The following is a 26,465-nucleotide window of genomic DNA, read 5'->3' on the forward strand; positions in this document are numbered from 1 at the left end:
GGCGCCTCACCGGTCCAGGTCGATCAGCTCCCGGCGTGGCCCCTCCCGCGGCGGTCCGGCTGCCTGCCGGGCCGCCGCGCGGCGTATCAGCATGGTCCCGCCCGCCCCGCTCGCGAGCCCGACGACGAGCCCCGCCACCGCCCACCGCACCTCACCCGCATCGGGCCCGGAGCGCTCCCCGTCTCCGTCCCCGGCGACGGCCTCCGTCGCCGGGGAGCCCGCCGCCGCGCCGAACAGCCGCCCCCGCTCCAGCCGCTGGAGCACGGACCGCGGCGCGCGATGCCAGCGGATGTCGTCGTCCTCGACGTCCGGTGCGAGGTCCGAGCGCACCCAAGGGGTGCCGTCGCCGGCCACGAACAGCTGATCCTGCCGCCGCAGGGCCACGTCCCCGCCGGGCGCCCGGTCCGTCCGCGGCCAGCCCCCGACGCCCGTCAGCCCCCAGAACACGGTCAGCCGGACCGGCGGATGACGCCCCTCGACCCACTCCTCGGGCACCCGCTCCGTCCCCACGTAGGAGGGCTGGAACAGCTGCCACAGCCGGGCGAAGTCCCGGTCGCCGGAGCGCAGCGCCGTCGTCCGCCCGCCGGTGCCCGCGACGACCACGGCCACATCGGGAACGTCACGCACCCGCACCGGCGCCGCCGAGGCGACCGCCACGGGCCCGCAGACCAGCGCCCCCGACACCAGCAGGAGGACCACACCCCCGGCCCGCCTCGGTCCGCCCGCACCCCACCGCCGGCGCCCTCCGTCCCGGCCGCGCCCCGCCTCCGTCGCCGCCATGGCTCCCCTCCTCGGCCGATGCCCCGCCCCGCCGGTCACACGTCCCGCAGTTCCTGACGCGGCCCCGGCTCACCGCGCAGCCGGTCCCAGGGGCGCCGGGTCACGAACGGGCGCAGGCCCAGCGCCAGGACCGCTCCGGCCACCGCGCCCGGCACGGCCCACCACCACCCCGTACCGGCGCCCGGCCCGGACGACGACCGCACGGGAGGTGCCGAGCCCACCGCCTCCGCCGGGTCGGTGGCGGCCTCCCGCGCACCCCCGTCCGCCTTCGACGCCACCGGCGCCGGTGACCCGCCCGACAGGCCCAGGTCGTCGAGCAGGGCACGCAGCTCGCCCGGCCGGGCGGCCCGGTACCAGGTGCCCTTCGTCTGGCGCGCGACGTCCTGCGTCCTGCGGATCCACACGTCCTGTCCGCGGGCCATCCGATGGAGCCGGTCGATGCGCCACGGCGTGACGTCGTGGATCATCCAGCTGACGTTGACCTGATCGGCCGCCATCAGGTCCTCCTCCGGCGGCTGCTGCCGTGAGCCTCTGGCCGGTGTGCCGAGCAGTTCCTCCAGCGCGGCGTACCGCAGGTCGGAGTGGTACAGCGACGCCGTCCGCCCACTCCCCGGCGCCGCAAGGAGCACGCTCGTCGGCCCTCCGGCGGACGCCATCGGCGCCGCTCCCCACAGCAGCAGGGCACAGCCCGCGAGCAACGCCCCTGTCACGCCCGCCAGTCGGCGCCCCGCGCCCCGCAAGCGGCCCTCTCCGGCTCCCCACATCCGAACCCCCAACCCGAGCGGTCCCCGAGCGGCCCGTCCCCGAGCCGCATGTCACTTCTGGTACACCGCCCGGCCCCCCTCGGTTCCCATCTCCGCCCCACCTTTCCTGGACGGGCACCGAGACCGGCACCGGGAACGCGAGCCCTCACTCCTTCAGGGACCGGGCGATCTCCGTCGCCCGCCCGGCCTCCTCGATCCCCTCCAGCCGGAGCGTCACCGTCCCGCCCCCGGCCTCATACGCCCACAGCAGCGTCGGGCCGGCTGTGCGCACCTTCCGCTCGAAGAGGCCGTGCGTGTCCTGGAGCCAGAAGGAGAGCAGATGCGGCCGGGCGAACCACAGGGCCGTGGCGGGCGCCTCGCCGTCCGTCCCCTCGGGGCCGAGCGTGATCCACCGCGGCTGCTCACGGACCGTCTTGGCGAAACGGAAGTCCAGACCCGCCCGCCGCTCGTCCAGCCGGACCGTGCGCCCGTCCTCGTGCCAGCAGAGGCTGACCACGAACCGGTCGCGCGGCTCACGCGTGACGGCGACCGCGTCCGGTGTCCCGAGTCGCGCGGGCACCACCGGAGCGAACCCGGCGCGGCGCTCCGCCTCGGCGAGCGGCACCGAGCGCCCGCACCCGGGGACCCGGGTACCGGGGGAGGGCGTCGCCGAAGGGTCGTACCGGATCTCGGCGCCCGCGAAGCCGAACCAGTCGAGGACGGCCGCCCGCACCGGAGGCGTGAGCACGAGCACGGTCAGCAGGCCGCACAGCGCGGCCGTCAGAGCACGCCACCGCCTCCGTGCCCAGCGGCGCAGCGCGCGCAGCCGCTCGCGCGGGCCCGGCGGTTCGGGCGCCGCGACGGACAGATGCCCGGCGAGTATCTCGGCCAGCACCCGCTCGACCATCGTCTCGGCGCCGTCCGGGCCGCCCCGCGCGTCCAGGGAACGCCCGAGCGCCCGCAGTTCCTCGGGCAGGCCGGAGCCCTCTCCATCATGATCGCGACTCCCGCCGGCCGGCCGTCCGTCACCCATGCTCCGCACCCCCTTCCCGAGGCTCGAATTCCGGCAGCAGCCGCCCCAGCTTCCGCAGCGCGCGGTTCAGCCGGGACTTCACCGTGCCACGGGGCCAGCCCAGTGCCTGGGCCGTCTCCCCCTCGTCCATCTCCAGGAGATAGCGGTAGGTGACGACCAGGCGGTGCTCCTCGCTCAGCCGGCCCAGGGCGGCCTGGAGGGCGGCCCGGCGCTCCCGCTCCAGCGCGGCGACCGCCGGGTCCGCCGCCTCCGGTATCAGCGGGTCCGCCTCGACCAGCGCGGCCTCGCGCCCGGCGAGGGTGCGCCGACGGGCCGCCGCCCGCACTGTGTTCCTCGTCTCATTGGCCACGATCGACAGCAGCCACGGCCGGAAGGCCGAGCCGTCCTTGAAACGGCCCAGCGAGCAGTACGCCTTGACGAACGCCTGCTGCACCACGTCCTCCGCGTCCGCACCCGCGCCGAGCGCGGCGGCCGCCCTGAGCGCGATACCCGTATGAGCCCGCACCAGCTGCGCGTACGCCTCCGGCTCACCGGCGCGTACGCGTGCGATCACCGCGGCCTCATCGACGATGCGGCCCCCCTCCCGCGTCCTCACGTCTTTGTTACACCGCCCGGACGGGATCGGTTCCCATCCGGTCGTGGCTCGTTCCGGACCGGCTCCCTGGACCTGAGAGAATGGTGGACATGGCCACTGATCGCCCACTCGCCGCCCACGACCACCCTCAGGGGAACGGCTCCGCCGTGCCGGGCAGCCCGCGCGTACTCTCCGGGATCCAGCCCACCGCCGGTTCGTTCCACCTCGGCAACTACCTCGGCGCCGTCCGCCAGTGGGTGGCGCTCCAGGACACCCACGACGCGTTCTACATGGTCGTCGACCTGCACGCGATCACGGTCCCGCAGGACCCGGCCGAGCTGCGCGCCAACACCCGGCTGGCCGCCGCCCAGCTGCTGGCCGCCGGACTCGACCCGGAGCGCTGCACGCTGTTCGTGCAGAGCCACGTCCCCGAGCACACCCAGCTCGCCTGGGTCATGAACTGCCTCACCGGCTTCGGCGAGGCCAGCCGCATGACCCAGTTCAAGGACAAGTCCGCCAAGCAGGGCGCGGACCGCGCCTCGGTCGGCCTGTTCACGTACCCGGTGCTCCAGGTCGCGGACATCCTGCTGTACCAGGCCAACGAGGTCCCCGTCGGCGAGGACCAGCGCCAGCACATCGAGCTCACCCGTGACCTCGCCACGCGCTTCAACAGCCGTTTCGGCGAGACCTTCACGCTCCCGAAGCCGTACATCCTCAAGGAGACGGCGAAGATCTACGACCTCCAGGACCCGTCGATCAAGATGAGCAAGTCGGCGTCCACGCCGAAGGGCCTGATCAACCTCCTGGACGAGCCGAGGGCCACCGCCAAGAAGGTCAGGAGCGCGGTCACCGACACCGACACCGTCGTCCGCCACGACGTCGAGAACAAGCCGGGCGTCAGCAACCTGCTCACCATCTACTCGACCCTCACGGGTACGGGAATCGGGGAACTGGAGCAGAAGTACGACGGCAAGGGCTACGGTGCGCTCAAGACGGACCTCGCTGAGGTCATGGTCGAGTTCGTGACGCCCTTCCGGGAGCGCACCCAGCAGTACCTGGACGACCCGGAGACGCTCGACTCGATCCTGGCCAAGGGGGCGGAGAAGGCGCGTGCCGTCGCCGCGGAGACGCTCTCCCTGGCGTACGACAGGGTGGGCTTCCTGCCCGCCAAGCACTGACCCCGCCCCACCGGGGGCGGCGGGACGCGGTGCTACGCCGGCCGTACCACCGCACAGCGCTGCACATCACTTCGGTTGCGCCTGCCCGCGGCGGGGCCGTGGCCGTACAGTCGATAACGGGTGACGGCATCGGCCGTCACCCGCGCTCACCCGATGGGCACGAGCTCCGCGACGGCGGACTCACCGACGAACGACAGGAGACGACGTGGGGACCGTAACGATCGGTGTGTCGATCGCGGTCCCGGAGCCTCACGGCAGCCTGCTCCAGGAGCGGCGCGCGGGCTTCGGCGACGCCGCGGCTCACGGCATCCCCACGCACGTCACGCTGCTGCCGCCGACCGAGGTCGACTCCTCGCTGCTGCCCGCGATCGAGGCGCATCTGGCGGAGGTCGCGGCGAACGGACGCCCCTTCCCGATGCGGCTGTCCGGCACGGGCACCTTCCGGCCGCTGTCGCCGGTGGTCTACGTCCAGGTCGTCGAGGGCGCCGAAGCCTGCACCTGGCTGCAGAAGCAGGTCCGGGACGCCTCCGGGCCCGTCGCGCGCGAGCTGCAGTTCCCGTACCACCCGCACGTGACCGTCGCCCACGGCATCGACGAGGAGTCGATGGACCGCGCGTTCGAGGAGCTGGCCGACTACCGGGCCGAGTGGCCCTGCACCGGCTTCGCCCTGTACGAGCAGGGCGCCGACGGCGTCTGGCGCAAGCTGCGGGACTTCACCTTCGGCGGCCCGGTGGTGCCCCCGCAGGCCGGGCACGTCGAGCGCGGATCCATCCCGGCGTCGTAGCCGCCGTCCTCACACGGGCAGCCGGCGGAAGACGGCGCGCGGGACGTGCCGCAGCGCCGACATCACCACCCGCAGCGCGCCGGGCACCCACACCGTCTCCGAGCGCCGCCGCAGCCCCACCTCGATCGCCGTGGCGACCGCCTCCGGGGTCGTCGCGAACGGCGCCTCCTCGCGGTCGGCGGTCATCTTCGAGCGCACGAACCCGGGGCGCACGACCATGACGTGCACGCCGGTGCCGTGCAGCGCGTCGCCCAGTCCCTGCGTGAAGGCGTCCAGGCCGGCCTTGCTGGAGCCGTAGATGAAGTTGACGCGGCGCGCCCGCTCACCGGCGACCGAGGACAGCACCACCAGCGAGCCGTGCCCCTGGGACTGCAGGGCGCAGGCGCTGATCAGGGCGGCGGACACGGCACCCGTGTAGTTGGTCTGGGCGACCCGGACCGCGTTCAGCGGCTCGCGCTCGTCGCGCGCCTGGTCGCCGAGGATGCCGAAGGCGAGCAGCACCATGTCGATGTCGCCCTCGGCGAACACCTTGCCGAGCACCGCCTCGTGGGACTCGGGGTCGAGCGCGTCGAAGGCGACCGTGCGCACGTCGGCCCCCAGGGCGCGCAGATCGGCGGCGGACCGGTCCAGGGCGGGCGAGGGGCGGCCCGCCAGCCAGACGGTGCGGGTGCGGCGCGCGATCAGCCGGCGGGCGGTGGCCAGCGCGATCTCGGATGTGCCGCCGAGGACGAGCAGGGACTGGGGAATGCCGAAGGCGTCCTTCACGACAGCTCCTTGGGGTAGTGGGGCCGGGGGTTAGAGGTCGAGGCGGCGGGCCAGGTCCGAGACGAGGACGCCGCGCGGGTCCAGTCGGGCGCGCAGCGCGCGGAAGTCGTCCAGGCGCGGGTACATCGCGGCGAGCAGTTCGGGCCGCAGCCGGGAGTCCTTGGCGAGGTAGACGCGTCCGCCGGCCGAGGCCACGTCCTCGTCCAGCGTGTCCAGGAGGGCGCCCAGGCCGGGCAGTCCGGCGGGGATGTCCAGGGCCAGGGTCCAGCCGGACCGGGGGAACGAGAGCCAGCCCGGGTCGGCGTCCCCGAACCGCTTGAGCACGGCCAGGAAGGACGGGCAGCGATGCTCGGACACCCGCCGCACGATCCTGCGCAGGGTGTCCTCCTGGCCGTGCCCGACGGTGAACTGGTACTGCACGAAGCCGCCCCGGCCGTAGATCCGGTTCCAGTGCGGCACCCCGTCCAGCGGGTGGAAGAAGGCGGACAGCCGCTGGAGCTGTCCGGTGCGCGCGCGGGGGGCCCTGCGGTACCAGAGCCCGTTGAACCAGCCGACGGTATGGCGGCTCAGCAGCCCCTCGGGCAGCACGGCGGGGACGGCGGGCAGCCGGAAGGGCCGGAAGGCGAGCGGGTGCCTACGCGCGCGCGTGCCCTTCGGCAGCGCCTCCAGGGGGGCGTGGTCGCCTCGGGTGAGCACCGCGCGCCCGGTCGCGGCGCCGCGCGCCAGCAGGTCGATCCAGGCGACCGAGTACCGGTACTGGTCGTCGGTGGCCGTCATCCTGGCCATCACGTCGTCCAGGTCGTTCGCCCGCTCGGTGTCGACCGTCATCAGCGAGGTCTGCACCGGCTGGAGTTGCAGGGTGGCGGTGAGGATCACGCCGGTCAGGCCCATGCCGCCGGTGGTGGCGTCGAACAGGGGGGTGCCGCGCGGGACCGTGCGGATCTCGCCGTCGGCGGTGAGGAGTTCCAGCGACAGGACGTGCCGGGAGAAGGAGCCGGACACATGGTGGTTCTTGCCGTGGATGTCCGCGCCGATCGCGCCGCCGACCGTCACATAGCGGGTCCCGGGGGTGACGGGCACGAACCAGCCGAGGGGCAGCAGGACCTCCATGAGCCGGTGCAGGGAGACGCCCGCGTCGCACGAGACGACCCCGCCCGCCGCGTCGACGGCGTGCACACGGTCCAGGCCGGTCATGTCGAAGATCGCGCCTCCGGCGTTCTGCGCCGCGTCCCCGTACGCCCGCCCCAGGCCCCGCGGGATGCCGCCGCGCGCCCCGCAGCCACGGACCGCCGCCGCGGCCTCCTCGTAGGTCCGGGGGCGGATCAGCAGGGAGGTGGTGGGGGCGGTGCGGCCCCATCCCGTGACGGAGACGGTCTCGGCAGGCATGTCGGCGACCGTAGCGCCCGCTTGTGCGGCATTACTTCTGAAACATTCCGGCCCTCCCCGAAATGGGTGATTAATGGGATGTCGCCCAATATTGCCGTAATGACGGCCCCGTGGGCGTGAACAGTGGGTCCACATGGACCACCTCGACGCCATCGATCCGCCAGGTCTTCGGGGGGCGGACCACCGCATCCTGACCGCCCTGCACGCCCGTGCCCGCGACCCGCGGATCGCCGGCGCCGCTCGCGCCCTGTCCTGGACGGGCGAACACGGCGCGCTGTGGCTGGCGGCGGGGCTGGCGGGGGCCGCCGCGGACGGGGGGCGGCGTGGCGCCTGGCTGCGCGGCACGGCACTCACGGCCGGCGCGCACCTCGTCAGCATGGCGGTCAAACGGGTCGTGCGCCGCCCGCGCCCGGCGCACGTCGAACCGCTGGTGCGCACCGCCGGCCGGCACTCCTTCCCGAGCTCCCACGCCGCCTCCGCCACCGCCGCCGCCGTCGCCTTCGGGGCGCTCGGCGCGCCCGCGATCGCGCCGCTCGCCGCCGCGATGTGCCTGTCCCGTCTCGTCGTCGGCGTGCACTACCCCTCGGACGTGGCCGCGGGCGCGGCCCTCGGCGCGCTCACGGTGCGCCTCGGAGCGCGCTGGATGGACACGGGAGGCATCCATGGCTGAGGCCGGGCCCCTGACGAGCGCCGCGCGCGCCAGGGAGGCGACGCTCCACGAGCAGCGCAGACCGGTGCCCCCGACGGCACCCCCCTCCGGTGGACGTGGCGCGCGAGGAATGGCGGTGGGCCTGCTCAGGACCGCGCGTCCCAAGCAGTGGGTCAAGAACGTCCTGGTCGTCGCCGCCCCGGCCGCCGCGGGCCGGCTCTTCTCGGTGCACGCCCTGACCCAAGTGGCGCTCGTCTTCGCGCTCTTCACCGCCTGCGCCGCCGCCGTCTACCTGGTCAACGACGCCCGCGACGCCGAGGCGGACCGCGCCCACCCCACCAAACGCCGGCGCCCGGTCGCCGCCGGGCAGGTGCCCGTCCCCGTCGCCTACGCGGCCGGCGGCACGCTCGCCGTCCTCGTGCCCGCCCTCGCCGCCTGGCTGGCCGCCCCGGCCGTCGCGGCCCTGCTGGTGGCCTACGTCGGCATGCAACTGGCGTACTGCGTGCGTCTCAAACACGTCCTCGTGGTCGACCTCGCGATCGTCACGACCGGTTTTCTGATGCGGGCCGTGGCCGGCGGGCTCGCGCTCGGCATCCCGCTCTCGCGCTGGTTCCTCATCACCACCGGGTTCGGGGCGCTGTTCATGGTGGCGGCCAAGCGCTACTCCGAAGCCGTCCAGATGGCCGCGAAGGCGGGCGCCACACGCGCGTTGCTCACCGAGTACACCCCCGGCTACCTGCGTTTCGTCTGGCAGCTCGCGGCCGGGGTCGCCGTGCTCGGGTACTGCCTGTGGGCCCTGGAGGAGGGCGGTGTTCCGCACACCAGCGTGCTGCCCTGGCGCCAGCTGTCCATGGTCGCCTTCGTCCTCGCGATCCTGCGGTACGCCGTGTTCGCCGACCGGGGCACCGCGGGCGAGCCCGAGGAGGTGGTCCTGCGCGACCGGGCCCTGGCGGTCATCGGGGTGGTGTGGATGACGATGTACGGGCTGGCGGTGGCCAATTGGTAGGGGCGCGGCCCACCCGCCGCGAGGTCCTGGGGTTCGCCGCCGCCGGGCTCTCCGCCTACGCCGTCGACCTCGCGCTGTTCACCGCCCTGCGCGGGCCCGCGGGGCTCGGCCCGCTCACCGCCAAGGGCCTGTCCTTCCTCGCCGGCTGCACGGTCGCCTACGCCGGGAACGCCCTCGGCACCTACCGGCACACCCGGCCGCGCGGACCGCGCCCCTACGCCGCCTTCCTCGCGGTGAACGCCGCCGGAGCCGCCGTCCAGCTACTCTGCCTGACCGTCAGCCACTACGGGCTCGGGTTCACCTCCCAGCGCGCGGACACCGTCTCGGGGGCGGTTGTCGGCATGGCGCTGGCTACGGTCCTGCGGTTCTGGGGCACACGGACATGGGTGTTCCGTGCGGAGGGGAGAGTCGGATCGTGGACTGGCTGAAGAGACTCCCCGTCGTGGGCCCCTGGGTGGCCCGGCTGATGACCACGCACGCCTGGCGGTCCTACGAGCGCCTCGACCGGGTGAAATGGACGCGGCTGGCGGCGGCGATGACCTTCGTGAGCTTCGTCGCGCTGTTCCCGCTGCTCACCGTGGCGGCGGCGATCGCGGCCGCCACGCTCGGCAAGGAGCAGCAGGACGAGCTCCAGGACAGGCTGGCCGATCAGGTCCCCGGCATCTCCGACCAGCTCGACATCGACGCCCTCGTGCAGAACGCCGGCACCGTCGGACTCATCGCCGCAGCCGCCCTGCTGCTCACCGGCATCAGCTGGGTGGGCTCGGTGCGCGAGTGCCTGCGCGCGGTGTGGGAGCTGCCCGACGAGGAGGAGAACCCGCTGCTGCACAAGGCCAAGGACGCCGTCGTCCTGGTCGGTCTGGGCGGCGCGATCCTGGTGACGATCCTCGCGTCCACCGTCGCCTCCGCGGCGGTCGGCTGGACGACCCGTCAGCTCGGCGTGGACGAGGGCGGCTGGGGCGGGGTCCTGCTACGGGCCGCCGCCTTCCTGGTCGCGGTCCTCGCCGGCTTCCTGGTCCTGCTGTACGTGCTGACCCTGCTGCCGGGCGTCGAACCGCCGCGCCGCCGGCTGCTGATGGCCGCGCTGATCGGCGCGATCGGCTTCGAACTGCTGAAGCTGCTGCTCAGCGGCTACATCCAGGGCGTGGCCACGAAGAGCATGTACGGCGCGTTCGGCGTGCCCGTCGCCCTGCTGCTGTGGATCAACTTCACGTCGAAACTGGTGGTGTTCTGCGCGGCCTGGACGGCGACCGGCAGCAAGGAGGCCGAGCTGGGGGACGGGTCCGCGGCACCGGAGACCTCCGGCGGCCCGGACCCGTCCGACGGCGGAGAGGTCAGGAACGGCCCCGGCGGCGCACCAGGTCGGGCAGCGGCCACCGGCGGTTGACCAGGAAGACGCCCGCGCCGAGCAGCGCGAGGACGCCCGCGGCGACGCCGAGCGCGACCCCGATGCCGCCCGCTCCGCCGGCCGTGGAGGCGCCCACCGCGGGCTTCGAGGACTTCCCCGCGCTCGTGGTGCCCCCGGCCTCCCCGGACCCGGCGCCGGACTGCTCGCCGGCCTGGGCGCTCTTCGGCGCCACCAGCTCACCCACCGGCTGCACCTTGCCGGCCGCCTGGAAGCCCCAGTCGAGCAGTCGTGCGGACTCCTTGTAGACCTCGTTGTGCTCCTGCTTCTCGGGGTTCATCACCGTGACGAGCAGGACCCTGCCGGCGCGCTCGGCGACCCCGGTGAAGGTGTGACCGGCGTTGGTGGTGTAACCGTTCTTCACCCCGGCGATGCCCGGATAGACCGAGATATCCGAGTCGCCGCGCAGCAGCCGGTTGGTGTTCTGGATCTCGAAGGACCCGCGCACCGACTTGCCCTTGCTCTTCTTCGTCGCACCCGGGAACTTCGTGGTGACCGTCGAGCAGTACTCCCGGAAGTCCTTCTTCTGCAGCCCGGAGCGCGCGAACAGCGTCAGGTCGTACGCCGACGAGACCTGGCCGGGGGCGTCGTACCCGTCGGGGGAGACCACGTGCGTGTCGAGGGCCTGGAGCTCCTCGGCGTGCTCGTTCATCTCCCGCACGGTCTTGTCGACGCCGCCGTTCATCGCGGACAGCACGTGCACGGCGTCGTTGCCGGAGGCCAGGAAGACACCGAGCCACAGGTCGTGCACCGAGTAGGTCTCGTCCTCCTTTATGCCGACCACGCTGGAGCCGGCGCCGACGCCGGCCAGGTCGGACACGGCCACCTTGTGCTCGGTGGTCTTCGGGAAGCGGGGCAGCACGGTGTCGGCGAACAGCATCTTCATGGTGCTCGCCGGCGCCAGCCGCCAGTGCGCGTTGTGTGCCGCGAGCACATCGCCGGACTCGGCGTCGGCGACGATCCAGGAGCGGGCCGACAGGTCCTTCGGCAGGACGGGGGCGCCGCCCGCGAGGTTCACCTGGGTGCCGGGCCGGCCCAGCAGCTCGCCGCCCACGGTCGACATGTCCGCCGGGGGTGTGGCCGACGGACTCGTGCCCGGCGACGGCCGGGGGGCCGCGTGCGAGACGGGCGCGGTCAGCGCGAGGGACGACAGGACGGCGGAGGCGACCAGCAGGCCACGCCTGGCGGTCTTCGTAGGTGCGGGCACGAGCGGAAACGTACAGGGCGTTCCCAGGGAAGTCCCGTTCCCGACCTCACCCCGCTCCGCGCACCCGGCGGGGGGCGGCGATACTGAGGACATGAAGCTCAGCCGCCCCGTGTCCTGGTTCCTGCTCGCCTTCGGAGTGTGGAGCTGGGTCATCTGGGTCACTTTCGTCAAAAACCTGATCAAGGACAGCAGCGGGCTCGCGTTCGAGGACGGACGACCCACGGCGTACTTCTGGGTGCATCTGCTGCTCGCCGTCGTCTCCTTCGTACTGGGGACGGTCGTCGGGGCCATCGGGTTGCGCGGAGTGCGCGCACTGCGCCGGACGTCATAGGAACTCGGCCACCGGGCCGGACGTTCACCGGACACCTGAGGGAAAGGGAACGCCGGCGTGGTCATCGTCTTCGCGCTCGTCGCACTGCTCGTGGTGTCCGTGCTGGTGACGGGCAACTGGTGGGTGTGGCGCCGCCTCTTCCGCGACACGACCCGCGCTCCCGGGACCGTGCGCCGCGTGGGCGCGGCCGTGATCGCCGGCGGGTGGGCGCTGACGGTCGGCGCCCTGGTCGCCGAGCGCGCGGGCGCGCCCTTCTGGCTCCAGCAGGTCCTGGCCTGGCCGGGCTTCCTGTGGCTGGCCCTGTCGCTGTACCTCCTGCTGTACCTGCTGGCCGGTGAGCTCGTACGGCCGCTGCTGCGCCGGTGGCTCGACCGTCGGGCGGGCGCCGAGGAGCCCGCGGCGCGGCCGGACGCGGCCGAGGTCGTCGCCCCGGCCGCCGTGGCAGCCGGTCCGCGCGGCCCCCGGGGCGCGTCCCCGGCCACGGGCCGCACACCGGCGCTCACCGCCGACCCGCCCCCGGCGGACGCCGGCGGCCCGGACGACCCCCGACCCGGGCCCACCCGGCGCCTGTTCGTCTCCCGGGTGGTCGCCGGCACCGCCGCGGCGGCCGCCGTCGGCACCGTCGGCCACGGCACGCGGTCCGTGCTGCGCGGCCCCAGCGTGAAGCGGGTCACCGTCCCCCTGGCCAAGCTCCCGCGCGCGGCGCACGGTTACCGGATCGCCGTCGTCAGCGACATCCACCTCGGCCCGGTGCTGGGCCGCGGCTTCGCGCAGAAGGTCGTCGACACGATCAACGGCACCCAGCCCGACCTCATCGCGGTCGTCGGGGACCTGGTGGACGGCAGCGTCAAGGATCTCGGCCCGGCGGCCGCACCGCTCGCGCGGCTCCGGGCGCGCGACGGCAGCTTCTTCGTCACCGGCAACCACGAGTACTTCTCGGGCGCCGCGCAATGGGTCCAGGAGGTGCGCCGGCTGGGCCTGCGCCCCCTGGAGAACGCCCGCACGGAACTGCCGCACTTCGACCTGGCCGGCGTCAACGACGTGGCGGGCGAGGACGAGGGGCAGGGCCCCGACTTCGCGCGGGCACTCGGCGACCGCGACCGGGGACGCGCGTGCGTGCTCCTCGCCCACCAGCCGGTCCAGATCCACGACGCCGTCGAGCACGGCGTCGACCTCCAGCTCTCCGGGCACACCCACGGCGGCCAGCTCTGGCCGGTCAACCTCATCGCCGAGCTGGCGAACCCCACGGTGGCCGGACTGGAGCGCTACGGCGACACCCAGCTGTACGTCAGCCGGGGCGCGGGCGCCTGGGGCCCGCCCACGCGCGTGGGCGCTCCCTCCGACATCACCGTGATCGAGTTGGCGTCCCGTCAGGCCTGACCCGCGTGTGCCCGTGGCGTGACCGAATGGTGAAACCTGCTGGAAACACCCGTAGGTAAGTTCTTTCCCATGTCGCCAGAATCCTCTTCCGCCCGATGAAACCCGTGTGATTAGGTGTGCCCGCCACTTAGGGGAGTGGCGTGAAAAATCGGACAGCTTCATGCGGGGGCCCTGCGGGGCCTGGGGAGAGGGCACACCCATGCGTACGGTTCGCATGCGGATTCTCGCGACGCTGCTGGTGCTGGCAGCCGTGGGGGTGGGTGGCTGGCAGTTGCTGCCGTCACAGCAGAACCAGGAAAGAACCATCACGGTCGGCACGACGGACGCCGTCACCTCGCTCGACCCGGCCGGCGCCTACGACGCCGGCTCGTGGGCGTTGTTCAGCAACGTCTTCCAGTCGCTGCTGACCTTCGAGCCGGGCGGCGTCACCCCCGTCCCGGACGCCGCGCGGAGCTGCGGCTTCGTCGGCGGCGACCTGCGGACGTACCGCTGCGAGCTGCGCGAGGGCATCACGTTCCCGAGCGGGCGGGCGATGACCGGGGAGGACGTCAAGTACTCCTTCGACCGGGTCAAGCGGATCAACTCGGACGTCGGCCCCGTCTCCCTGCTGGACACGCTCGGCTCGGTGCGCGCGAGCGGCCGTACCGTCACCTTCCGGCTGTCGTCGCCGGACGCCACGTTCCCGCTCAAGGTCGCCACCGGCGCGGGCGCCATCGTCGACCGGGAGAAGTACCCGGCGGGCGAGCTGCGCACCGGTGACTCCGTCGACGGCACCGGCCCGTACACGCTGTCCGGCTACAGCGTGGGCAAGCAGGCCCTGCTCGACCCCAACCCCCGGTACAAGGGCGCCGTCAGCGGCAGCGCCACCCCGGTCGCACTGCGCTACTACTCCGACGGGAACGCCCTGGGCGACGCCTGGACCGACCGGCGGATCGACGTGGCCACGCGCACGCTCCCGCCCCGCGTCCTCGCCGGACTGAACGCGGCCGACACCCACCAGCGCGTCTCGGAGGCCGACAGCTCCGAGGTCCGCAACCTCTACTTCGACACCCGCGCCTCCTCCCCGCTGCACGACGTGCGGGTGCGCAAGGCCATGGCGTGGCTGGTGGACCGCGAGAGGCTGGCCGCGACCGTCTACAAGGGGACCGTCGACCCCCTGTACTCGCTGATCCCGACCGGGATCACCGGCCACACCACCTCGTTCTTCGACGCCTACCCGAAGCAGAGCGCCGCGAAGGCGCGCGCCCTGCTCCAGAACGCCGGGATCAGCCTGCCGGTGCGCTTCACCTACGGCTACGCCACCGGTCGCGGCTCCGGTGCCGAGGAGGCCGAGGAGATCAAGCAGCAACTGGAGGCGAGCGGCCTGTTCAAGGTGGACGTCAAGGGCTACGAGTGGACCGACTTCCAGAAGCGGTGGGCGGGCGGCGAACTCGACGCGTACGCCGTCGGCTGGGTCGCCGACTTCCCCGACCCGGACACCTACGGCAGCCCCCTCGTCGGCACCAAGGGCACCATGAACACCGGCTACAGCGACAAGACGGTCGACCGGCTGATCACCGCCAGCCAGCAGTACGCCGACCGCGCGCAGGCCACCCGGGACTTCCGCGACCTGCAGGAGGCCGTCGCCCGGGACGTGCCGGTGATCCCGCTGTGGCAGGCCAAGGAGTACGTCGTCACCACCGAGGACGTCGGCGGCGGGCAGTACCTCTCGGACGGCACCGGCGTGTTCCGGCTGTGGAGCCTCGACTGGATCTGACGCGGGACACACCCGGCCGGCGGTGTCAGGAGACGGGCACCGCCGGCGCCGGCAGGGTCACCGTGACCGCCAGCCCCTCGCCGGGCGCCGTCCGCACGGCGACCTCACCGCCGTGCGCCTCCACCACGCCCTGCACGATCGCCATGCCCAGCCCGCTGCCCGCGCCCCCGCCGGCCCGGAAGAACCGGTCGAAGACCCGGGCCGCGTCCTCCTCGCACAGCCCCGGCCCCCGGTCGCGCACGCACAGCCGTACGGCCTTGCCGTCCCGCTCCACCTCCAGCCGCACCGGCACGTCGGCGGGCGTGTGCGTGCGGACGTTGCTCAGCAGATTGCCCAGCACCTGGCGCAGCCCCGACTCGTCGGCGTGCACGAGGAGCGACCCCTCGGCGCCGACGGTCAGCGGCCGTTCGGGCTGCTGCACCCGCAGGTCCTCCGCCGCCTCCCGCACCAGACGGCTCAGGTCCACGTTGCGGAACCGCAGGGCGGGCCGCTGGTCGAGGCGGGCCAGGGTGAGCAGTTCGTCGACGAGCCGGCCCATCCGGTCCACCTCGCCGTTCATCCGGTCCCAGACCCGTTTGCGCTCGGCCTGGTCCGGCAGCATCCCCTTGTCGTACAGCTGGAGATAGCCGCGGATCGCGGACAGCGGGGTGCGCAGCTCGTGCGAGGCGTCGCCGACGAAGCGCCGCAGCTGGGCCGCGCTGTGCTCGCGTGTGCGGTACGCGGACTCCACCTGGTGCAGCATGGAGTTCAGGGCCAGCCGCAGCTGCTCGACCTCCAGGGTGGCGTCGCTGCTGGAGGGGACCCGCCGGGTCAGATCGCCCTCGGCGATGGCCGACGACGTCTCCACCATGTCCTCCAGCGGCCGCAGCCGCCGGCGCACGCCGAACATCGTCAGGCAGCCCAGCAGGGCCAGCAGGGCGGTGCCGACGGCCAGGTCCATCTTGAGCGCCTTGCCCATGCCCTCGTGCAGTCCCTCGGTGGGCACGGCGATCAGCACGACGGTGCCGTCCGCCAGCCGGGCCCCCGCCATCCGGTAGCGCTCGCCCTCCACCGTGACGTCCGTCGGCTCCTCGTCGGAGGCCAGTGCCGTCGGATCGTCGACGGCCGACGCGAGGGCGTGCTGGCGGGGCGTCGGCCGCAGCGGGCCGAGAGCGACCGGCTCCCCGGTGGGGCCGACGGCGACGTACACCATGGACGGGCCCGGCAGCGGGTCGGTGTCCGTGGCGCCGTCCCCGCTGAACCTGTCCAGGGCGATGCCCAGTTCGCTCAGCGACTCGATCTGGCGCAGCGTGAACCCGGCCTGGCTGAGGGTGCCGCGCGCGCTCTTCAGCTCGGTGTCGACCTTGTCGAGCAGATAGAACCGCGCGGTCATCAGGCTGACGGCGGTCGCGACGACGATGCCCGCGGCCAGCAGTGCGACGTTCACCAGGGTCAGCTTGCCGCGCAGCGAGCGTATGCCGCGGCGCCGGCATCGCTCCAGCAGGCGCCGGGCCCTCACGCCAGCCCGTATCCGACGCCGCGCCGGGTGGTGATCACCGGCGGCCCCAAGGTGTCCAGCTTGCGGCGCAGGTAGCTGATGTACGTCTCGACCACGGTCGACTCCGGCGGGGTGTGTTCGTACTGCCAGACATGGCGCAGGAGTTGCTCCTTGGGCACGACCCGTCCGCCGTTGCGCACCAGGAAGCGCAGCAACGCGTACTCGGTGGGGGTCAGTTCGACCGTGCGGCCCGCGCGGCGCACCGAGTACGTCGTCTCGTCCAGCTCCAGGTCGCCGTAGCGCAGCGGCGGGCGCTGGGTCAGGACGTCGGCGGGGCGGGTGCGGCGCAGCACCGCCGTGATCCGGGCGACGACGACGTCCACGTCGAACGGCTTGGTGATGTAGTCGTCGCCGAAGCCGAGGGCACCGACGATCTCCGCCGGGGCGTCGCGCGCGGTGAGGAAGACCAGGGCCAGCTCGGGCCGGGTGCGCCGCAGTTCCCGGCCGAGGGCGCGCCCGTCGCCGTCCGGGAGCATGACGTCGAGCAGCGCCACGTCCGGGCGGGTGCGCTCGGCGAGGGCGACCGCGTCGCGGACGGTGCACGCCGTCATCACCTCGAACCGGTGGTAGCGCAGGGCGATCCGGAGGACGTCCGCGATGCTCTCCTCGTCCTCCACGACCAGCACGGTGCCTGAAGCCGTCGTCATGCCCCCAGTATCGGCGGGCCCGCGCGCGGCCGGGCCGGTTCCGTCTTTGGAGTTCCTTGAGAGTCATGGGCGTCGCCTGCCGGGCGGGCGGGCGCGCACCCGATGCTGTTGCGCAGGACCTGGGGGACCATCCGACCGACTAAGGAGCGTTGAGCGTGGCGGCATTGGCACGGTGGTGCTATCGGCACCGGCTGGTGGTCCTGTTGCTCTGGCTGGGGGCGTTGTTCGGCCTGGGCGCGGCGAGTTCGGGGGCGGGCACGAACTACGCGAACGTCTTCTCCCTCCCGGACACCGACTCGGCGACGGCGTACGACCTGATGGAGAAGGCCTTCCCGGAGCGTGCGGGCGACACCGACACGGTGGTGTGGAAGGTGGACGAGGGATCCGTACGGGACGCGTCCGTACGCTCCCGCGTCGAGCCCGCCCTGGCGGAGATCGGGCGGATGAAGGGCGTCGGTGAGGTCACCGACCCGTACGCGGAGCAAGGGGCCGCGCAGATCAGCCGGGACGGGCGGATCGCGTACGCGCAGGTCACCTTCACCGAGCAGGCCAACGCCGTCCCCAAGGAACTGATCGAGAACGTCGTGGACACGGCTCAGGCCGCCGAGCGGGACGGCCTCCGGGTCGAACTGGGCGGACAGGCCATCGCCCGCACCCAGGAGCCACCGCAGGGCACGGCCGAGGCCGTCGGCATCCTCGCGGCCGCCGTGGTGCTGTTCCTCGCGTTCGGCTCGCTGTTCGCGATGCTGCTGCCGATCGTGGTGGCCGTCGCGGGCGTCGGCACCGGCATGATCGCCACGATGCTGATGAGCCACGTCACCGACGTGCCCGAGGTCGCCCCGCTGCTCGGCTCACTGATCGGCCTCGGCGTCGGCATCGACTACGCCCTGTTCATCGTCACCCGGCACCGGCGCGGCATCCTGCGCGGGATGAAGCCGGAGGAGGCGGCCGTGACCGCCCTCAACACCTCCGGGCGTGCGGTGCTGTTCGCGGGCGGCACGGTGTGCATCGCCCTCGCCGGGATGCTGGTGATGAACATGCGGTTCCTGGACGGCGTGGTCATCGCGACCTCGCTCACCGTCGTCCTGAGCGTGCTGGCCGCCGTCACGCTGCTGCCGGCCCTGCTGGGCGTGCTCGGCGTGCGGGTGCTCAGCCGGCGGCAGCGGGCCCGGCTCGCCGCGGCCGGTCCGGAGCCCGCGGAGGCCGGCGGACTCGCGGCGCGCTGGTCGGCGTACGTCCAGCGGCGTCCGCGCCCGGTCGTCGCGATGGCCGTCGTGGTCATGGCGGTCCTCGCGATCCCCGTGCTGTCGCTGCGGCTGGGCGCCACGGACCAGGGCAACCACCAGGAGTCCACGACCACCCGGCAGGCGTACGACCTGCTCGCCGAGGGCTTCGGCCCCGGCTTCAACGGCCCGCTCCAGGTCGTCGTCGAGGGCGAGGCGCCCGCGGGCCTGGTCGACGGCATCCGCGGCACCGAGGGTGTCGCGCGGGTCGCGCCCGTCCCGCCCGCCAACGGGGTCACCGTGATCCAGGTCGTGCCGGACACCTCGCCCCAGTCCGAGGAGACCGACGCCCTGATCGACCGGCTGCGGGACGACGTGATCCCGCAAGCGGGGGCCGACGCCCATGTGGGTGGGGTGACAGCCGTCTTCAAGGACTTCGCGTCGGTGACCGGCGACCGCCTGCCGTACTTCGTGGCGACGATCATCGCGCTCGGCTTCCTGCTCCTGATGATCGCGTTCCGCTCGCTGGTGGTGCCGCTGACGGCCGCCCTGATGAACCTCATCGCGGCCGCCGCCTCCTTCGGCGTCCTGGTGGCGATCTTCCAGTGGGGCTGGGGCACCGAGCTGATCGGCGTCGGCAAGGAGGGCCCGATCACCTCGTTCCTGCCGGTCATCATGCTGTCCCTGCTGTTCGGCCTGTCCATGGACTACCAGGTGTTCCTGGTGAGCCGGATGCACGAGGAGTGGGTCCACACCAAGGACAACGCGCGCGCGGTGCGCGTCGGCCTCGCGGAGACCAGCCGCGTCATCAACTCGGCGGCGCTCATCATGATCTGCGTGTTCAGCGCGTTCGTGCTGAGCGGCGACATGGAGGGCGCGATGGCCGGCATCGGCCTCGCGGCGGCCGTCGCGCTGGACGCCTTCATCCTGCGGACCGCGCTGGTGCCGGCCGCGATGCACCTGCTCGGCAAGGCCAACTGGTGGCTGCCCGGCTGGCTGGAGAAGCGGCTCCCGCATCTGGCCGTCGAACCGGCGGAGCAGCCCGCGCCGGCCGCGTCGGCGCCGGACGGCCCGGCCGTCACCTCGGTCGTGCACGGCTTCGTCCTCACCGCCGACGGCGAGCCCGTCGACGGCGCGGCGGTGACGCTGCTCAGCAAGGGCGGACGGCAGCTGGACCGCGTGACGTCCCTGGCCGACGGGTCGTACATCGTCTCGGTGCCGGCGCCGGGCACGTACCTGCTGGCGGCGAGCGCACCGGCCCACGGGTCACGCGCCGCGCACGTGGTCGTGGGCGACGGCCCCCTTGTGCACGACGTCGAACTGACCGGGGGAGAGGTCGACGCCGTCAACTGACGCGGTGACCTCTCAGGGGCGCTCGTCCGGGGCGGGTGCCCCCGGGCCGGCGGACTCCCCGTCCGCCGGCCCGCGCGTGTGCTCCTTCGCCGGGTCCGGGATCATCCGGGTCATCCCCGGCAGGAAGTCCGTGAACAGGTCGTGCACCTCGCGCACCAGGGGGCGCAGCACCCGGAAGCGGGCCAGCGCGACCCCGCGCGCGGTGAGCCGGGCCCCCCGCTCGGCGAGCCGGTAGCTGCGCTCGCGGCCCTCGGTCCGGTCGAAGATCCAGTACAGGACGAGCCCCATCTGCGACAGCCACATCAGCTCGGGCAGGATGTCCCGCAGCTCCTCGGGCACCTTCGTCCGGGTCGCGCCCGACAGCACCTGCCGGTGGATGCCGATGGCCTCCTGGCGCGCGTGCTCCGACTCCTGCGAGAAGGGGCTGAGCGGGCTGTCGGGGTCGGCGGCGTTCTTGAAGAACTGCACCGCGAACTCGTGGTACGGCGTGGCGATGTCCAGCCAGGCCCGCAGCACACCCGCGAGCCGCGCCTCCAGGTCCGTCTCCCGGGCCAGGATGTCCCGGACCGCCGCCCGGTGCTCGGCGGCGATCCGGTCGTAGAAGCCCTGGATCAGGTGCTCCTTGCCCTCGAAGTAGTAGTACGCGTTGCCGACGGAGACCCCGGCCTCCTGGGCGATCGCCCGCATCGTCGTCTTGTCGTAGCCGCGCTCCTGGAACAGCCGCATGGCGGTCTCCAGGATCAGGGCGCGGGTCTGCTCGGACTTGCTGGGCGTGTCGCCCTGCTCGGGGCTGTCGTTCTTCGGGGGCACGGAACGAGCCTAACCAGTGCGGATCAGGAGGACTGCGCCGCCTGGTAGAGGTTCTGCGCGTCGGCGCCGAAGTACGGGCCGTACATGCGGTTGGGCAGGAAGTTGTACTTGAAGCTGTTCACCGAGGACTGCAGTCCGGTGCCGGTGGCCTCGTCGAACCGGGTGAACCAGGGCCCGCCGCTCGCGCCCCCGGTCATGTCGCAGCCCATGCCGTGATCGTTCGAGAGCAGGAAGTCCCGGCTGGTGGTCCCGGAGCAGTAGACGAACTTCTCGCCGTCGTAGGGGGCGGCGGCCGGGAAGCCGAAGGAGTACATGCGCTGGTTGTAGCCGGTGTTGAAGGCGAGGCCCTGCCCGCCGACGACGTCCGTGAGGCGCTGGCCGTCCAGCGGTGCCACCACCGCCGCGCCGACGTCGTAGTTGATGTCCTCGCTCGCCGTCCACTGCGGGGTGGACAGTGTCTTCGCCGCCGTCCAGCGGCCGTGGGGGGCCTGTCCGTCGTGGTAGCCGGGCACGAAGACCCAGTCGGTGTGCCAGGCGCCCTCCAGCTTCACGCAGTGGCCGGCCGTGATGACGGTGCTCTTGTTCGCGCTGGTGACGGCGTTGCCGGAGCAGGACGCGGTACGGCCCTGGTAGCTGAAGAAGACGCGGCCCGCCGTGGAGACGACGGCGCCGCCGCCGGTCCACGCGCCGCCGCCGTTGGGGAAGGCGGCCGGTCCGGCGGCCGCCGTTCCGGCGGCGGGATCGGTGGGCGCGACGGTGGCCGGGCGGCCCGCGCGCGGTGCGGTGTCGACGGCCCGCGCGCCCGCGTCGAGGAGGTCGAGCGGGACCGCCGAACGCATCCGCTCCGGCGTCCAGAAGGCGCGGGCCTGCTGCTGTGCCGAGGCCGGGACGGAGTGGACGCGGGCGGGGGAGCCGGGCTCCGGGGCCGCGCCCGCGGGGGTGGCGAGGGTGCCGGCGGTGAACAGGGCGGTGACGCCGACGAGGACGCCGAGGGCGGGCCGAGGTATGCGGACCATGCTGGGTGTGCCTCTCACGCGTACTCCTTCTGCGATGGGGGGTCCGGGCGGCCCAACGGGCCGTCCGGCTGCGACAGCCGGTGCGAGTGCGGGAGTGCGGAACCGGTGGCAGCGTGCCAACCCGAGCGCGGTTTTGGAAGGGTGCATGCCAAACCGGTTCCGGTTGCAGGCCGTACGCGCCCCCTCGTGTCCCCGGTTCACGAGGGGGTCGCGCACCCTCCGTCGGCACACCCCGGCGGGTAGTACGTCCAGCCCGCCCGCCGGTCGTACACCCACCCCTCGCCCTGCCGCGGCGTCCGCCCCCGGCCCTGCGCCCCGCGCCAGGCGGCGGCCGCGAGCACGGCCCCTCTGGCGAGCCGCGCCCCGTTCGGGGTGCTCAGGCGATGGGCGAGCGGCCGGTGCCTGCGCAGCGCCCACAGGGTGACGATCCAGGCTGCGGCGCCCCGGTAGACCTGCCCGGCGTCGCCGACGACGGTGATCTCGTCGAGCGTGGCCCGGTGATCGAGGCCGGGGAAACGGCGGCGGGCCTCGGCGGACCCGGCCGGCACCGTCTCCAGCGGCACCCACGTCGGCTGCTTCACGAGCCAGTCGCGGACGAAGGCGCACAGGGAGCACTCGGCGTCGTAGAGGACGGTGAGCGCGCGGACCGGGATCCCGGCGGCCCGGGCGGGCGTCTCGGCTGTCATGACGGCCCCCGCTCAGGCCTCGGCCGAGGGGGCGGCCCAGCCCTGCGGCGCCACCGGCGGCACCTGCTCGCGCTCCATCACGCCGCGCCGCCGGATCTTGTTGAGGACGTAGACGTTGGCGAGGTGCATGACGCCGAGCACGAGCAGGACCACGCCGAGCTTGGCCGACAGGGCCTCGAAGATGCCGCGGGTGTCGACGACGGTGTCGTCGTCGCTCAGGTACAGCGCGACGAAGCCGAGGTTGACGAGGTAGAAGCCGACCACCAGGAGGTGGTTCACGGCGTCCGCGAGCTTCTCGTTGCCGTGCAGGACGTCGGCGAGGAAGATCCGCCCGTTGTGGCTGAGCGTACGGGCCACCCAGATGGTGAGCCCGATGCTGACGGCCAGGTAGATGACATAGGCGATGACCGTGCGGTCCATGGCCCTCCCCCTTCTTGAACGTGTTCAAATCTCTGACATGCATGACAGTAGACCTGTGTTTGAACACGTTCAACTCGCTGGCGTGAGGCGTGCGTCACGCCGTCAGGGGGCCGTGTCGGTCAGGGCCTTCGGCTCAGCTCCGGACGCTTGGTGTAGTCCGTGAAGCCGAGGACGTTCCCCCAGGGGTCGGCGATCTCCACGGTCCAGCCGGTGGCCGTCGAGAAGGGCTCGTCCAGCGGTGCCGTCCCCGCGTCCCGCAGCATCCGCGCCGCCGCCCGCGCGTCCGGCACCTCCAGCCACACGCGCGCCGAGGGCCACGGCGGTGTGCGGTGCCTGAAAGCGTCCTCGTGCCGCAGCAGGATGCCGGGCGTCTCGCCCCCCACCTTCAGCAGCGCGATCCCGGCCTCGTCGAGCCGGAACCCGACGGTGAACCCGGCCCGTTCGTAGAACCCGACGGCCTCGGCGAGGTCGCCGACCGGCAGGAGCACGTTGTCGAACCCGAGCAGCTCGTAGGACTCGTCATCTGACATGGCATCAGATTAAGTGGTCGCCGCCGGGGAGAGCGGAGGGCCCGACCACCGGGTCACCCGTTGAGATGCGGTCGGCCACCCGGCTCCCAGATCTGCCCGGCACCCGCCTCCCCCAGCCCGACCGTGACCCGGATACGACGTGCCGTCCCGGTTCGGGCCAGGAGTTGTCGGGGCGGGGCCGCGGCGGCAACGACGAAGGGCCCGCTCCCGGGGGAGCGGGCCCTTCGCGGACTGAAGGCGCCGTCAGTAGCGGCGCGTGATCAGGGCTCGCTTCACTTCCGCGATCGCCTTCGTGACCTCGATGCCGCGCGGGCAGGCGTCCGTGCAGTTGAAGGTCGTGCGGCAGCGCCAGACGCCGTCCTTGTCGTTCAGGATCTCCAGGCGCTGCTCGCCGGCCTCGTCACGCGAGTCGAAGATGAAACGGTGCGCGTTGACGATGGCCGCCGGGCCGAAGTACTGGCCGTCGTTCCAGAAGACGGGGCACGACGTCGTGCAGGCGGCGCACAGGATGCACTTCGTCGTGTCGTCGAAGCGCTCGCGGTCCTCCGCCGACTGCAGACGCTCGCGCGTGGGCTCGTTCGTCTCCTTCGTGATGAGGAAGGGCATGACGTCCCGGTACGCCTGGAAGAACGGCTCCATGTCGACCACGAGGTCCTTCAGGACCGTGAGGCCCTTTATAGCCTCGATCGTGATCGGCTTCTCGGGGTTGATGTCCTTGATCAGCGTCTTGCAGGCGAGGCGGTTCTTGCCGTTGATCCGCATCGCGTCCGAGCCGCAGATGCCGTGGGCGCACGAGCGGCGGAACGTCAGCGTGCCGTCCAGCTCCCACTTGATCTTGTGGAGGCCGTCGAGGACGCGCTCCTTGGGGTCGATCTCCAGCTGGAAGTCCTCCCACATCGCCTCGGCCGCGATCTCCGGGTTGAAACGGCGGATCCGGAACGTGACCGTGATGTAGGGGGAGGCGTCGGACTGTGCCTCGGCCTTGTCCAGAACGGGGGTTGCCATCAGTACTTACGCTCCATCGGCTGGTAGCGGGTCTGGACGACCGGCTTGTAGTCGAGACGAATGGACTCGGTGCCGTCGTCGCCCACCTCGCGGTACGCCATGGTGTGGCGCATGAAGTTGACGTCGTCGCGGTTCGGGTAGTCCTCGCGGTAGTGACCGCCGCGGGACTCCTTGCGGGCCAGCGCGGAGACCGCCATGACCTCGGCCAGGTCGAGCAGGTTGCCGAGCTCGACGGCCTCCAGCAGGTCCGTGTTGAACCGCATGCCCTTGTCCTGGATCGAGACGTTCTTGTAGCGCTCGCGCAGCTCCGCGATCTTCTCGACCGCCGTCTTGATGGTCTGCTCCGTGCGGAACACCATGACGTTGGCGTCCATGGTCTCCTGGAGCTCATTGCGCAGGACCGCCACGCGCTCGGTGCCGGTGGAGGTGCGCAGCCGCTCGACCTGCTCGATGACCAGCTCGGCGGGGTTCTCCGGCAGCTCGACGAAGTCGGCCCCCTGGGAGTACTCGGCGGCGGCGATGCCCGCGCGCTTGCCGAACACGTTGATGTCCAGCAGCGAGTTGGTGCCGAGGCGGTTCGCGCCGTGCACGGACACGCAGGCCACCTCGCCGGCCGCGTACAGACCGGGGACGATGGTGGTGTTGTCCGCCAGGACCTCACCCTCGACGTTGGTCGGGATGCCGCCCATGGCGTAGTGCGCGGTCGGCTGGATCGGGATCGGGTCCGTGTAGGGCTCGATGCCGAGGTAGGTGCGCGCGAACTCCGTGATGTCCGGGAGCTTGGCGTCCAGCTGCTCCGGCGGGAGGTGGGTGAGGTCCAGGTAGACGTGGTCGCCCTCGGGACCGCAGCCGCGGCCCTCGCGGATCTCCGTGTAGATGGAGCGGGAGACGACGTCGCGGGAGGCGAGGTCCTTCATGACCGGCGCGTACTTCTCCATGAAGCGCTCGCCGTCCTTGTTGCGCAGGATGCCGCCCTCACCGCGGGCGCCCTCCGTCAGCAGGATGCCCATGCGCCAGATGCCGGTCGGGTGGAACTGGAAGAACTCCATGTCCTCCAGCGGGATCCCGCGTCGGTAGCAGGCGGCCTGGCCGTCACCGGTCAGGGTGTGCGCGTTGGACGTCACCTTGAAGAACTTGCCGCAGCCGCCGGACGCGTAGATCACGGCCTTCGCCTGGAAGATGTGGATCTCGCCGGTCGCCAGCTCGTACGCCACGACACCGGCGGACTTCTTGACGCCGTCGACCTCGGTGATCAGCTGGTCCAGGACGTAGAACTCGTTGTAGAACTCCACGCCCTCCTTGACGCAGTTCTGGTACAGCGTCTGGAGGATCATGTGGCCGGTGCGGTCCGCGGCGTAGCAGGACCGGCGCACCGGGGCCTCGCCGTGGTTGCGGGAGTGACCGCCGAAGCGGCGCTGGTCGATCGTGCCGTCCGGGGTGCGGTTGAACGGCAGGCCCATCTTCTCCAGGTCGAGGACCGAGTCGATGGCCTCCTTCGCCAGGATCTCGGCGGCGTCCTGGTCGACCAGGTAGTCACCGCCCTTGACGGTGTCGAAGGTGTGCCACTCCCAGTTGTCCTCCTCCACATTGGCCAGCGCGGCGGCCATGCCGCCCTGCGCGGCGCCCGTGTGGGAGCGGGTGGGGTACAGCTTGGTCAGCACGGCGGTGCGGCTGCGCTTCGTCGACTCGATGGCCGCGCGCATACCCGCGCCACCGGCGCCGACGATGACGGTGTCGTACTTGTGGATCTTCATGTTCGGTTACCTCAGCCCCGTGCCTAGCGGATGTTCGGGTCGAAGGTGAAGATCACCAGCGTGCCCAGCAGGATGGTGAACACCGTGGCGGTGTAGAGCAGGCCCTTCAGCCACAGTCGGGTGTTCGCGCGCTCCGCGTAGTCGTTGATGACCGTGCGCAGACCGTTGGCGCCGTGGAGCATCGCGAGCCAGAGCATCAGCAGGTCCCAGACCTGCCAGAACGGCGAGGCCCAGCGGCCGGCCACGAAGGCGAAGCCGATCTTCGAGACGCCGCCGTCCAGCACCAGCTGGATCAGCAGGTGGCCGATGACGAGGACGACCAGCACGACGCCGGACAGGCGCATGAACAGCCAGGCGGCCATCTCGAAGTTGCCCCGGGTGGACCGGGGGGTCTTCCTGGTCCGCGCGCGCGGCGCCTCGATGAGCGGGGCCGGGTTGTCGACGTTGTAGAGCGAGTCGCCCTCGACCGGGCCGATCCCGGACGCGGTGGTTTCAGTCGTGGACATG

General features: G+C 72.5%; 27 protein-coding genes. 10 read left to right on the forward strand and 17 right to left on the reverse strand.

The features are described 5' to 3' along the window. Window positions 1-6 precede the first annotated feature (6 nt). The 4 genes from ACFRAC_RS11200 to ACFRAC_RS11215 all read right to left on the reverse strand — a co-directional run bounded on the left by ACFRAC_RS11200 (window position 7) and on the right by ACFRAC_RS11215 (window position 3,151). The gene (locus ACFRAC_RS11200; protein ID WP_382923455.1) at window positions 7-780 is read right to left on the reverse strand and encodes a hypothetical protein; all 774 of its coding nucleotides are present in this window, start codon (window positions 778-780) and stop codon (window positions 7-9) included. 35 nt (window positions 781-815) lie between these two features. Then, window positions 816-1,490, reverse strand: a complete 675-nt coding sequence (locus ACFRAC_RS11205) for a hypothetical protein (protein ID WP_382923457.1) — start codon at window positions 1,488-1,490, stop codon at window positions 816-818. 199 nt (window positions 1,491-1,689) lie between these two features. Further along, entirely contained in the window at window positions 1,690-2,556 is an 867-nt protein-coding gene (locus ACFRAC_RS11210; protein WP_382923458.1) for a hypothetical protein, read from the reverse strand. Then, the gene (locus tag ACFRAC_RS11215; protein WP_382923460.1) at window positions 2,549-3,151 is read right to left on the reverse strand and encodes an RNA polymerase sigma factor; all 603 of its coding nucleotides are present in this window, start codon (window positions 3,149-3,151) and stop codon (window positions 2,549-2,551) included. Before ACFRAC_RS11215 ends, ACFRAC_RS11210 begins: the two co-directional genes overlap by 8 nt. An 89-nt stretch (window positions 3,152-3,240) precedes the next feature. Here ACFRAC_RS11215 and trpS point away from each other — a divergent pair, with 89 nt between their 5' ends. Next, window positions 3,241-4,308: a tryptophan--tRNA ligase gene (gene trpS, locus ACFRAC_RS11220; RefSeq protein ID WP_382923462.1), complete on the forward strand. Its 1,068-nt coding sequence runs from the start codon at window positions 3,241-3,243 to the stop codon at window positions 4,306-4,308. 205 nt (window positions 4,309-4,513) lie between these two features. Next, window positions 4,514-5,092, forward strand: coding sequence for a 2'-5' RNA ligase family protein (locus tag ACFRAC_RS11225; protein ID WP_382923464.1), 579 nt, complete (start codon window positions 4,514-4,516; stop codon window positions 5,090-5,092). Between the two features lie 9 nt (window positions 5,093-5,101). Here ACFRAC_RS11225 and ACFRAC_RS11230 read toward each other — a convergent pair whose 3' ends face one another. Both ACFRAC_RS11230 and ACFRAC_RS11235 read right to left on the reverse strand, forming a co-directional pair. Next, window positions 5,102-5,857, reverse strand: a complete 756-nt coding sequence (locus tag ACFRAC_RS11230) for a decaprenylphospho-beta-D-erythro-pentofuranosid-2-ulose 2-reductase (RefSeq protein WP_382923466.1) — start codon at window positions 5,855-5,857, stop codon at window positions 5,102-5,104. Between the two features lie 30 nt (window positions 5,858-5,887). Further along, the gene (locus tag ACFRAC_RS11235; protein WP_382923468.1) at window positions 5,888-7,243 is read right to left on the reverse strand and encodes an FAD-binding protein; all 1,356 of its coding nucleotides are present in this window, start codon (window positions 7,241-7,243) and stop codon (window positions 5,888-5,890) included. A gap of 133 nt (window positions 7,244-7,376) precedes the next feature. On the opposite strand from ACFRAC_RS11235, the gene ACFRAC_RS11240 reads away from it, so the two are divergent. The 4 genes from ACFRAC_RS11240 to ACFRAC_RS11255 are packed head-to-tail and all read left to right on the forward strand — an operon-like array spanning window position 7,377 to window position 10,285. Further along, window positions 7,377-7,913 carry a phosphatase PAP2 family protein gene (locus ACFRAC_RS11240; protein WP_382923470.1) on the forward strand — a complete coding sequence of 179 codons (537 nt, stop codon included), beginning with the start codon at window positions 7,377-7,379 and terminating at the stop codon, window positions 7,911-7,913. Further along, window positions 7,906-8,898 carry a decaprenyl-phosphate phosphoribosyltransferase gene (locus tag ACFRAC_RS11245; RefSeq protein WP_382923472.1) on the forward strand — a complete coding sequence of 331 codons (993 nt, stop codon included), beginning with the start codon at window positions 7,906-7,908 and terminating at the stop codon, window positions 8,896-8,898. Before ACFRAC_RS11240 ends, ACFRAC_RS11245 begins: the two co-directional genes overlap by 8 nt. After that, complete coding sequence (locus ACFRAC_RS11250) at window positions 8,892-9,326, forward strand: GtrA family protein (protein WP_382923474.1); 435 nt, start codon at window positions 8,892-8,894, stop codon at window positions 9,324-9,326. Before ACFRAC_RS11245 ends, ACFRAC_RS11250 begins: the two co-directional genes overlap by 7 nt. Then, window positions 9,314-10,285: a YihY/virulence factor BrkB family protein gene (locus ACFRAC_RS11255; RefSeq protein WP_382923476.1), complete on the forward strand. Its 972-nt coding sequence runs from the start codon at window positions 9,314-9,316 to the stop codon at window positions 10,283-10,285. The genes ACFRAC_RS11250 and ACFRAC_RS11255 overlap by 13 nt, the downstream gene beginning before the upstream one ends. On the opposite strand, the gene ACFRAC_RS11260 is transcribed toward ACFRAC_RS11255, so the two are convergent. Next, window positions 10,233-11,510: a D-alanyl-D-alanine carboxypeptidase family protein gene (locus tag ACFRAC_RS11260; RefSeq protein ID WP_382923478.1), complete on the reverse strand. Its 1,278-nt coding sequence runs from the start codon at window positions 11,508-11,510 to the stop codon at window positions 10,233-10,235. The two genes, ACFRAC_RS11255 and ACFRAC_RS11260, sit on opposite strands and share 53 nt — an antisense overlap. 91 nt (window positions 11,511-11,601) lie before the next feature. On the opposite strand from ACFRAC_RS11260, the gene ACFRAC_RS11265 reads away from it, so the two are divergent. The 3 genes from ACFRAC_RS11265 (at window position 11,602) to ACFRAC_RS11275 (ending at window position 14,977) form a co-directional block, all read left to right on the forward strand. Beyond that, window positions 11,602-11,841 (forward strand): SCO4848 family membrane protein, encoded by a 240-nt coding sequence (locus tag ACFRAC_RS11265; RefSeq protein ID WP_361347424.1) that lies wholly within the window; start codon window positions 11,602-11,604, stop codon window positions 11,839-11,841. A 57-nt stretch (window positions 11,842-11,898) separates the two neighbouring features. Beyond that, a complete protein-coding gene (locus ACFRAC_RS11270; RefSeq protein ID WP_382923480.1) occupies window positions 11,899-13,221 on the forward strand; it encodes a metallophosphoesterase in 1,323 nt (440 codons plus the stop codon). A gap of 199 nt (window positions 13,222-13,420) precedes the next feature. Continuing rightward, on the forward strand, window positions 13,421-14,977 hold the full coding sequence (locus ACFRAC_RS11275; RefSeq protein WP_382923482.1) for an ABC transporter substrate-binding protein: 1,557 nt from the start codon (window positions 13,421-13,423) through the stop codon (window positions 14,975-14,977). A gap of 25 nt (window positions 14,978-15,002) precedes the next feature. Here ACFRAC_RS11275 and ACFRAC_RS11280 read toward each other — a convergent pair whose 3' ends face one another. Together ACFRAC_RS11280 and ACFRAC_RS11285 are read right to left on the reverse strand one after the other, a co-directional pair. Further along, window positions 15,003-16,475 carry a sensor histidine kinase gene (locus tag ACFRAC_RS11280; RefSeq protein ID WP_382923484.1) on the reverse strand — a complete coding sequence of 491 codons (1,473 nt, stop codon included), beginning with the start codon at window positions 16,473-16,475 and terminating at the stop codon, window positions 15,003-15,005. Beyond that, complete coding sequence (locus ACFRAC_RS11285) at window positions 16,472-17,161, reverse strand: response regulator transcription factor (RefSeq protein WP_382923486.1); 690 nt, start codon at window positions 17,159-17,161, stop codon at window positions 16,472-16,474. The genes ACFRAC_RS11280 and ACFRAC_RS11285 overlap by 4 nt, the downstream gene beginning before the upstream one ends. Before the next feature lie 164 nt (window positions 17,162-17,325). Between ACFRAC_RS11285 and ACFRAC_RS11290 the strand changes: the two genes are divergently transcribed. Beyond that, window positions 17,326-19,737 (forward strand): MMPL family transporter, encoded by a 2,412-nt coding sequence (locus tag ACFRAC_RS11290; RefSeq protein ID WP_382923733.1) that lies wholly within the window; start codon window positions 17,326-17,328, stop codon window positions 19,735-19,737. A gap of 12 nt (window positions 19,738-19,749) precedes the next feature. Here the strand turns inward: ACFRAC_RS11290 and ACFRAC_RS11295 are convergent, their stop codons facing one another. The 8 genes from ACFRAC_RS11295 to ACFRAC_RS11330 all read right to left on the reverse strand — a co-directional run bounded on the left by ACFRAC_RS11295 (window position 19,750) and on the right by ACFRAC_RS11330 (window position 26,464). Then, window positions 19,750-20,547, reverse strand: a complete 798-nt coding sequence (locus ACFRAC_RS11295) for a TetR/AcrR family transcriptional regulator (protein WP_382923488.1) — start codon at window positions 20,545-20,547, stop codon at window positions 19,750-19,752. A gap of 23 nt (window positions 20,548-20,570) precedes the next feature. Next, window positions 20,571-21,563: a trypsin-like serine peptidase gene (locus ACFRAC_RS11300; RefSeq protein ID WP_382923735.1), complete on the reverse strand. Its 993-nt coding sequence runs from the start codon at window positions 21,561-21,563 to the stop codon at window positions 20,571-20,573. 197 nt (window positions 21,564-21,760) lie between these two features. Further along, entirely contained in the window at window positions 21,761-22,249 is a 489-nt protein-coding gene (locus ACFRAC_RS11305) for a thiol-disulfide oxidoreductase DCC family protein (protein WP_382923490.1), read from the reverse strand. 12 nt (window positions 22,250-22,261) lie between these two features. After that, the gene (locus ACFRAC_RS11310; RefSeq protein WP_382923492.1) at window positions 22,262-22,669 is read right to left on the reverse strand and encodes a hypothetical protein; all 408 of its coding nucleotides are present in this window, start codon (window positions 22,667-22,669) and stop codon (window positions 22,262-22,264) included. 119 nt (window positions 22,670-22,788) lie between these two features. Continuing rightward, complete coding sequence (locus ACFRAC_RS11315) at window positions 22,789-23,199, reverse strand: VOC family protein (RefSeq protein WP_361347399.1); 411 nt, start codon at window positions 23,197-23,199, stop codon at window positions 22,789-22,791. Window positions 23,200-23,442: 243 nt separating this feature from the next. Next, complete coding sequence (locus tag ACFRAC_RS11320; protein ID WP_382923495.1) at window positions 23,443-24,204, reverse strand: succinate dehydrogenase iron-sulfur subunit; 762 nt, start codon at window positions 24,202-24,204, stop codon at window positions 23,443-23,445. Beyond that, window positions 24,204-25,958: a succinate dehydrogenase flavoprotein subunit gene (gene sdhA / locus ACFRAC_RS11325; protein WP_382923497.1), complete on the reverse strand. Its 1,755-nt coding sequence runs from the start codon at window positions 25,956-25,958 to the stop codon at window positions 24,204-24,206. The genes ACFRAC_RS11320 and sdhA overlap by 1 nt, the downstream gene beginning before the upstream one ends. A gap of 23 nt (window positions 25,959-25,981) precedes the next feature. After that, the gene (locus tag ACFRAC_RS11330) at window positions 25,982-26,464 is read right to left on the reverse strand and encodes a succinate dehydrogenase hydrophobic membrane anchor subunit (RefSeq protein WP_382923499.1); all 483 of its coding nucleotides are present in this window, start codon (window positions 26,462-26,464) and stop codon (window positions 25,982-25,984) included. Between the last annotated feature and the right edge of the window lies 1 nt (window position 26,465).

This window comes from Streptomyces sp. NPDC056628 (genome assembly GCF_042792555.1).
Lineage (GTDB): Bacteria > Actinomycetota > Actinomycetes > Streptomycetales > Streptomycetaceae > Streptomyces.

Bases quoted from the DNA above. Each gene is read 5' to 3' on its own strand.
- ACFRAC_RS11305 (WP_382923490.1), bottom strand. From the start codon at position 22,249: ATGACAGCCGAGACGCCCGCCCGGGCCGCCGGGATCCCGGTCCGCGCG.
- ACFRAC_RS11330 (WP_382923499.1), bottom strand. From the start codon at position 26,464: ATGTCCACGACTGAAACCACCGCGTCCGGGATCGGCCCGGTCGAGGGC.
- trpS (WP_382923462.1), top strand. From the start codon at position 3,241: ATGGCCACTGATCGCCCACTCGCCGCCCACGACCACCCTCAGGGGAAC.
- ACFRAC_RS11265 (WP_361347424.1), top strand. From the start codon at position 11,602: ATGAAGCTCAGCCGCCCCGTGTCCTGGTTCCTGCTCGCCTTCGGAGTG.
- ACFRAC_RS11210 (WP_382923458.1), bottom strand. From the start codon at position 2,556: ATGGGTGACGGACGGCCGGCCGGCGGGAGTCGCGATCATGATGGAGAG.
- ACFRAC_RS11235 (WP_382923468.1), bottom strand. From the start codon at position 7,243: ATGCCTGCCGAGACCGTCTCCGTCACGGGATGGGGCCGCACCGCCCCC.
- ACFRAC_RS11320 (WP_382923495.1), bottom strand. From the start codon at position 24,204: ATGGCAACCCCCGTTCTGGACAAGGCCGAGGCACAGTCCGACGCCTCC.
- ACFRAC_RS11240 (WP_382923470.1), top strand. From the start codon at position 7,377: ATGGACCACCTCGACGCCATCGATCCGCCAGGTCTTCGGGGGGCGGAC.
- ACFRAC_RS11285 (WP_382923486.1), bottom strand. From the start codon at position 17,161: ATGACGACGGCTTCAGGCACCGTGCTGGTCGTGGAGGACGAGGAGAGC.
- ACFRAC_RS11200 (WP_382923455.1), bottom strand. From the start codon at position 780: ATGGCGGCGACGGAGGCGGGGCGCGGCCGGGACGGAGGGCGCCGGCGG.
- ACFRAC_RS11245 (WP_382923472.1), top strand. From the start codon at position 7,906: ATGGCTGAGGCCGGGCCCCTGACGAGCGCCGCGCGCGCCAGGGAGGCG.
- ACFRAC_RS11315 (WP_361347399.1), bottom strand. From the start codon at position 23,199: ATGTCAGATGACGAGTCCTACGAGCTGCTCGGGTTCGACAACGTGCTC.
- ACFRAC_RS11300 (WP_382923735.1), bottom strand. From the start codon at position 21,563: ATGGTCCGCATACCTCGGCCCGCCCTCGGCGTCCTCGTCGGCGTCACC.
- ACFRAC_RS11275 (WP_382923482.1), top strand. From the start codon at position 13,421: ATGCGTACGGTTCGCATGCGGATTCTCGCGACGCTGCTGGTGCTGGCA.
- sdhA (WP_382923497.1), bottom strand. From the start codon at position 25,958: ATGAAGATCCACAAGTACGACACCGTCATCGTCGGCGCCGGTGGCGCG.
- ACFRAC_RS11310 (WP_382923492.1), bottom strand. From the start codon at position 22,669: ATGGACCGCACGGTCATCGCCTATGTCATCTACCTGGCCGTCAGCATC.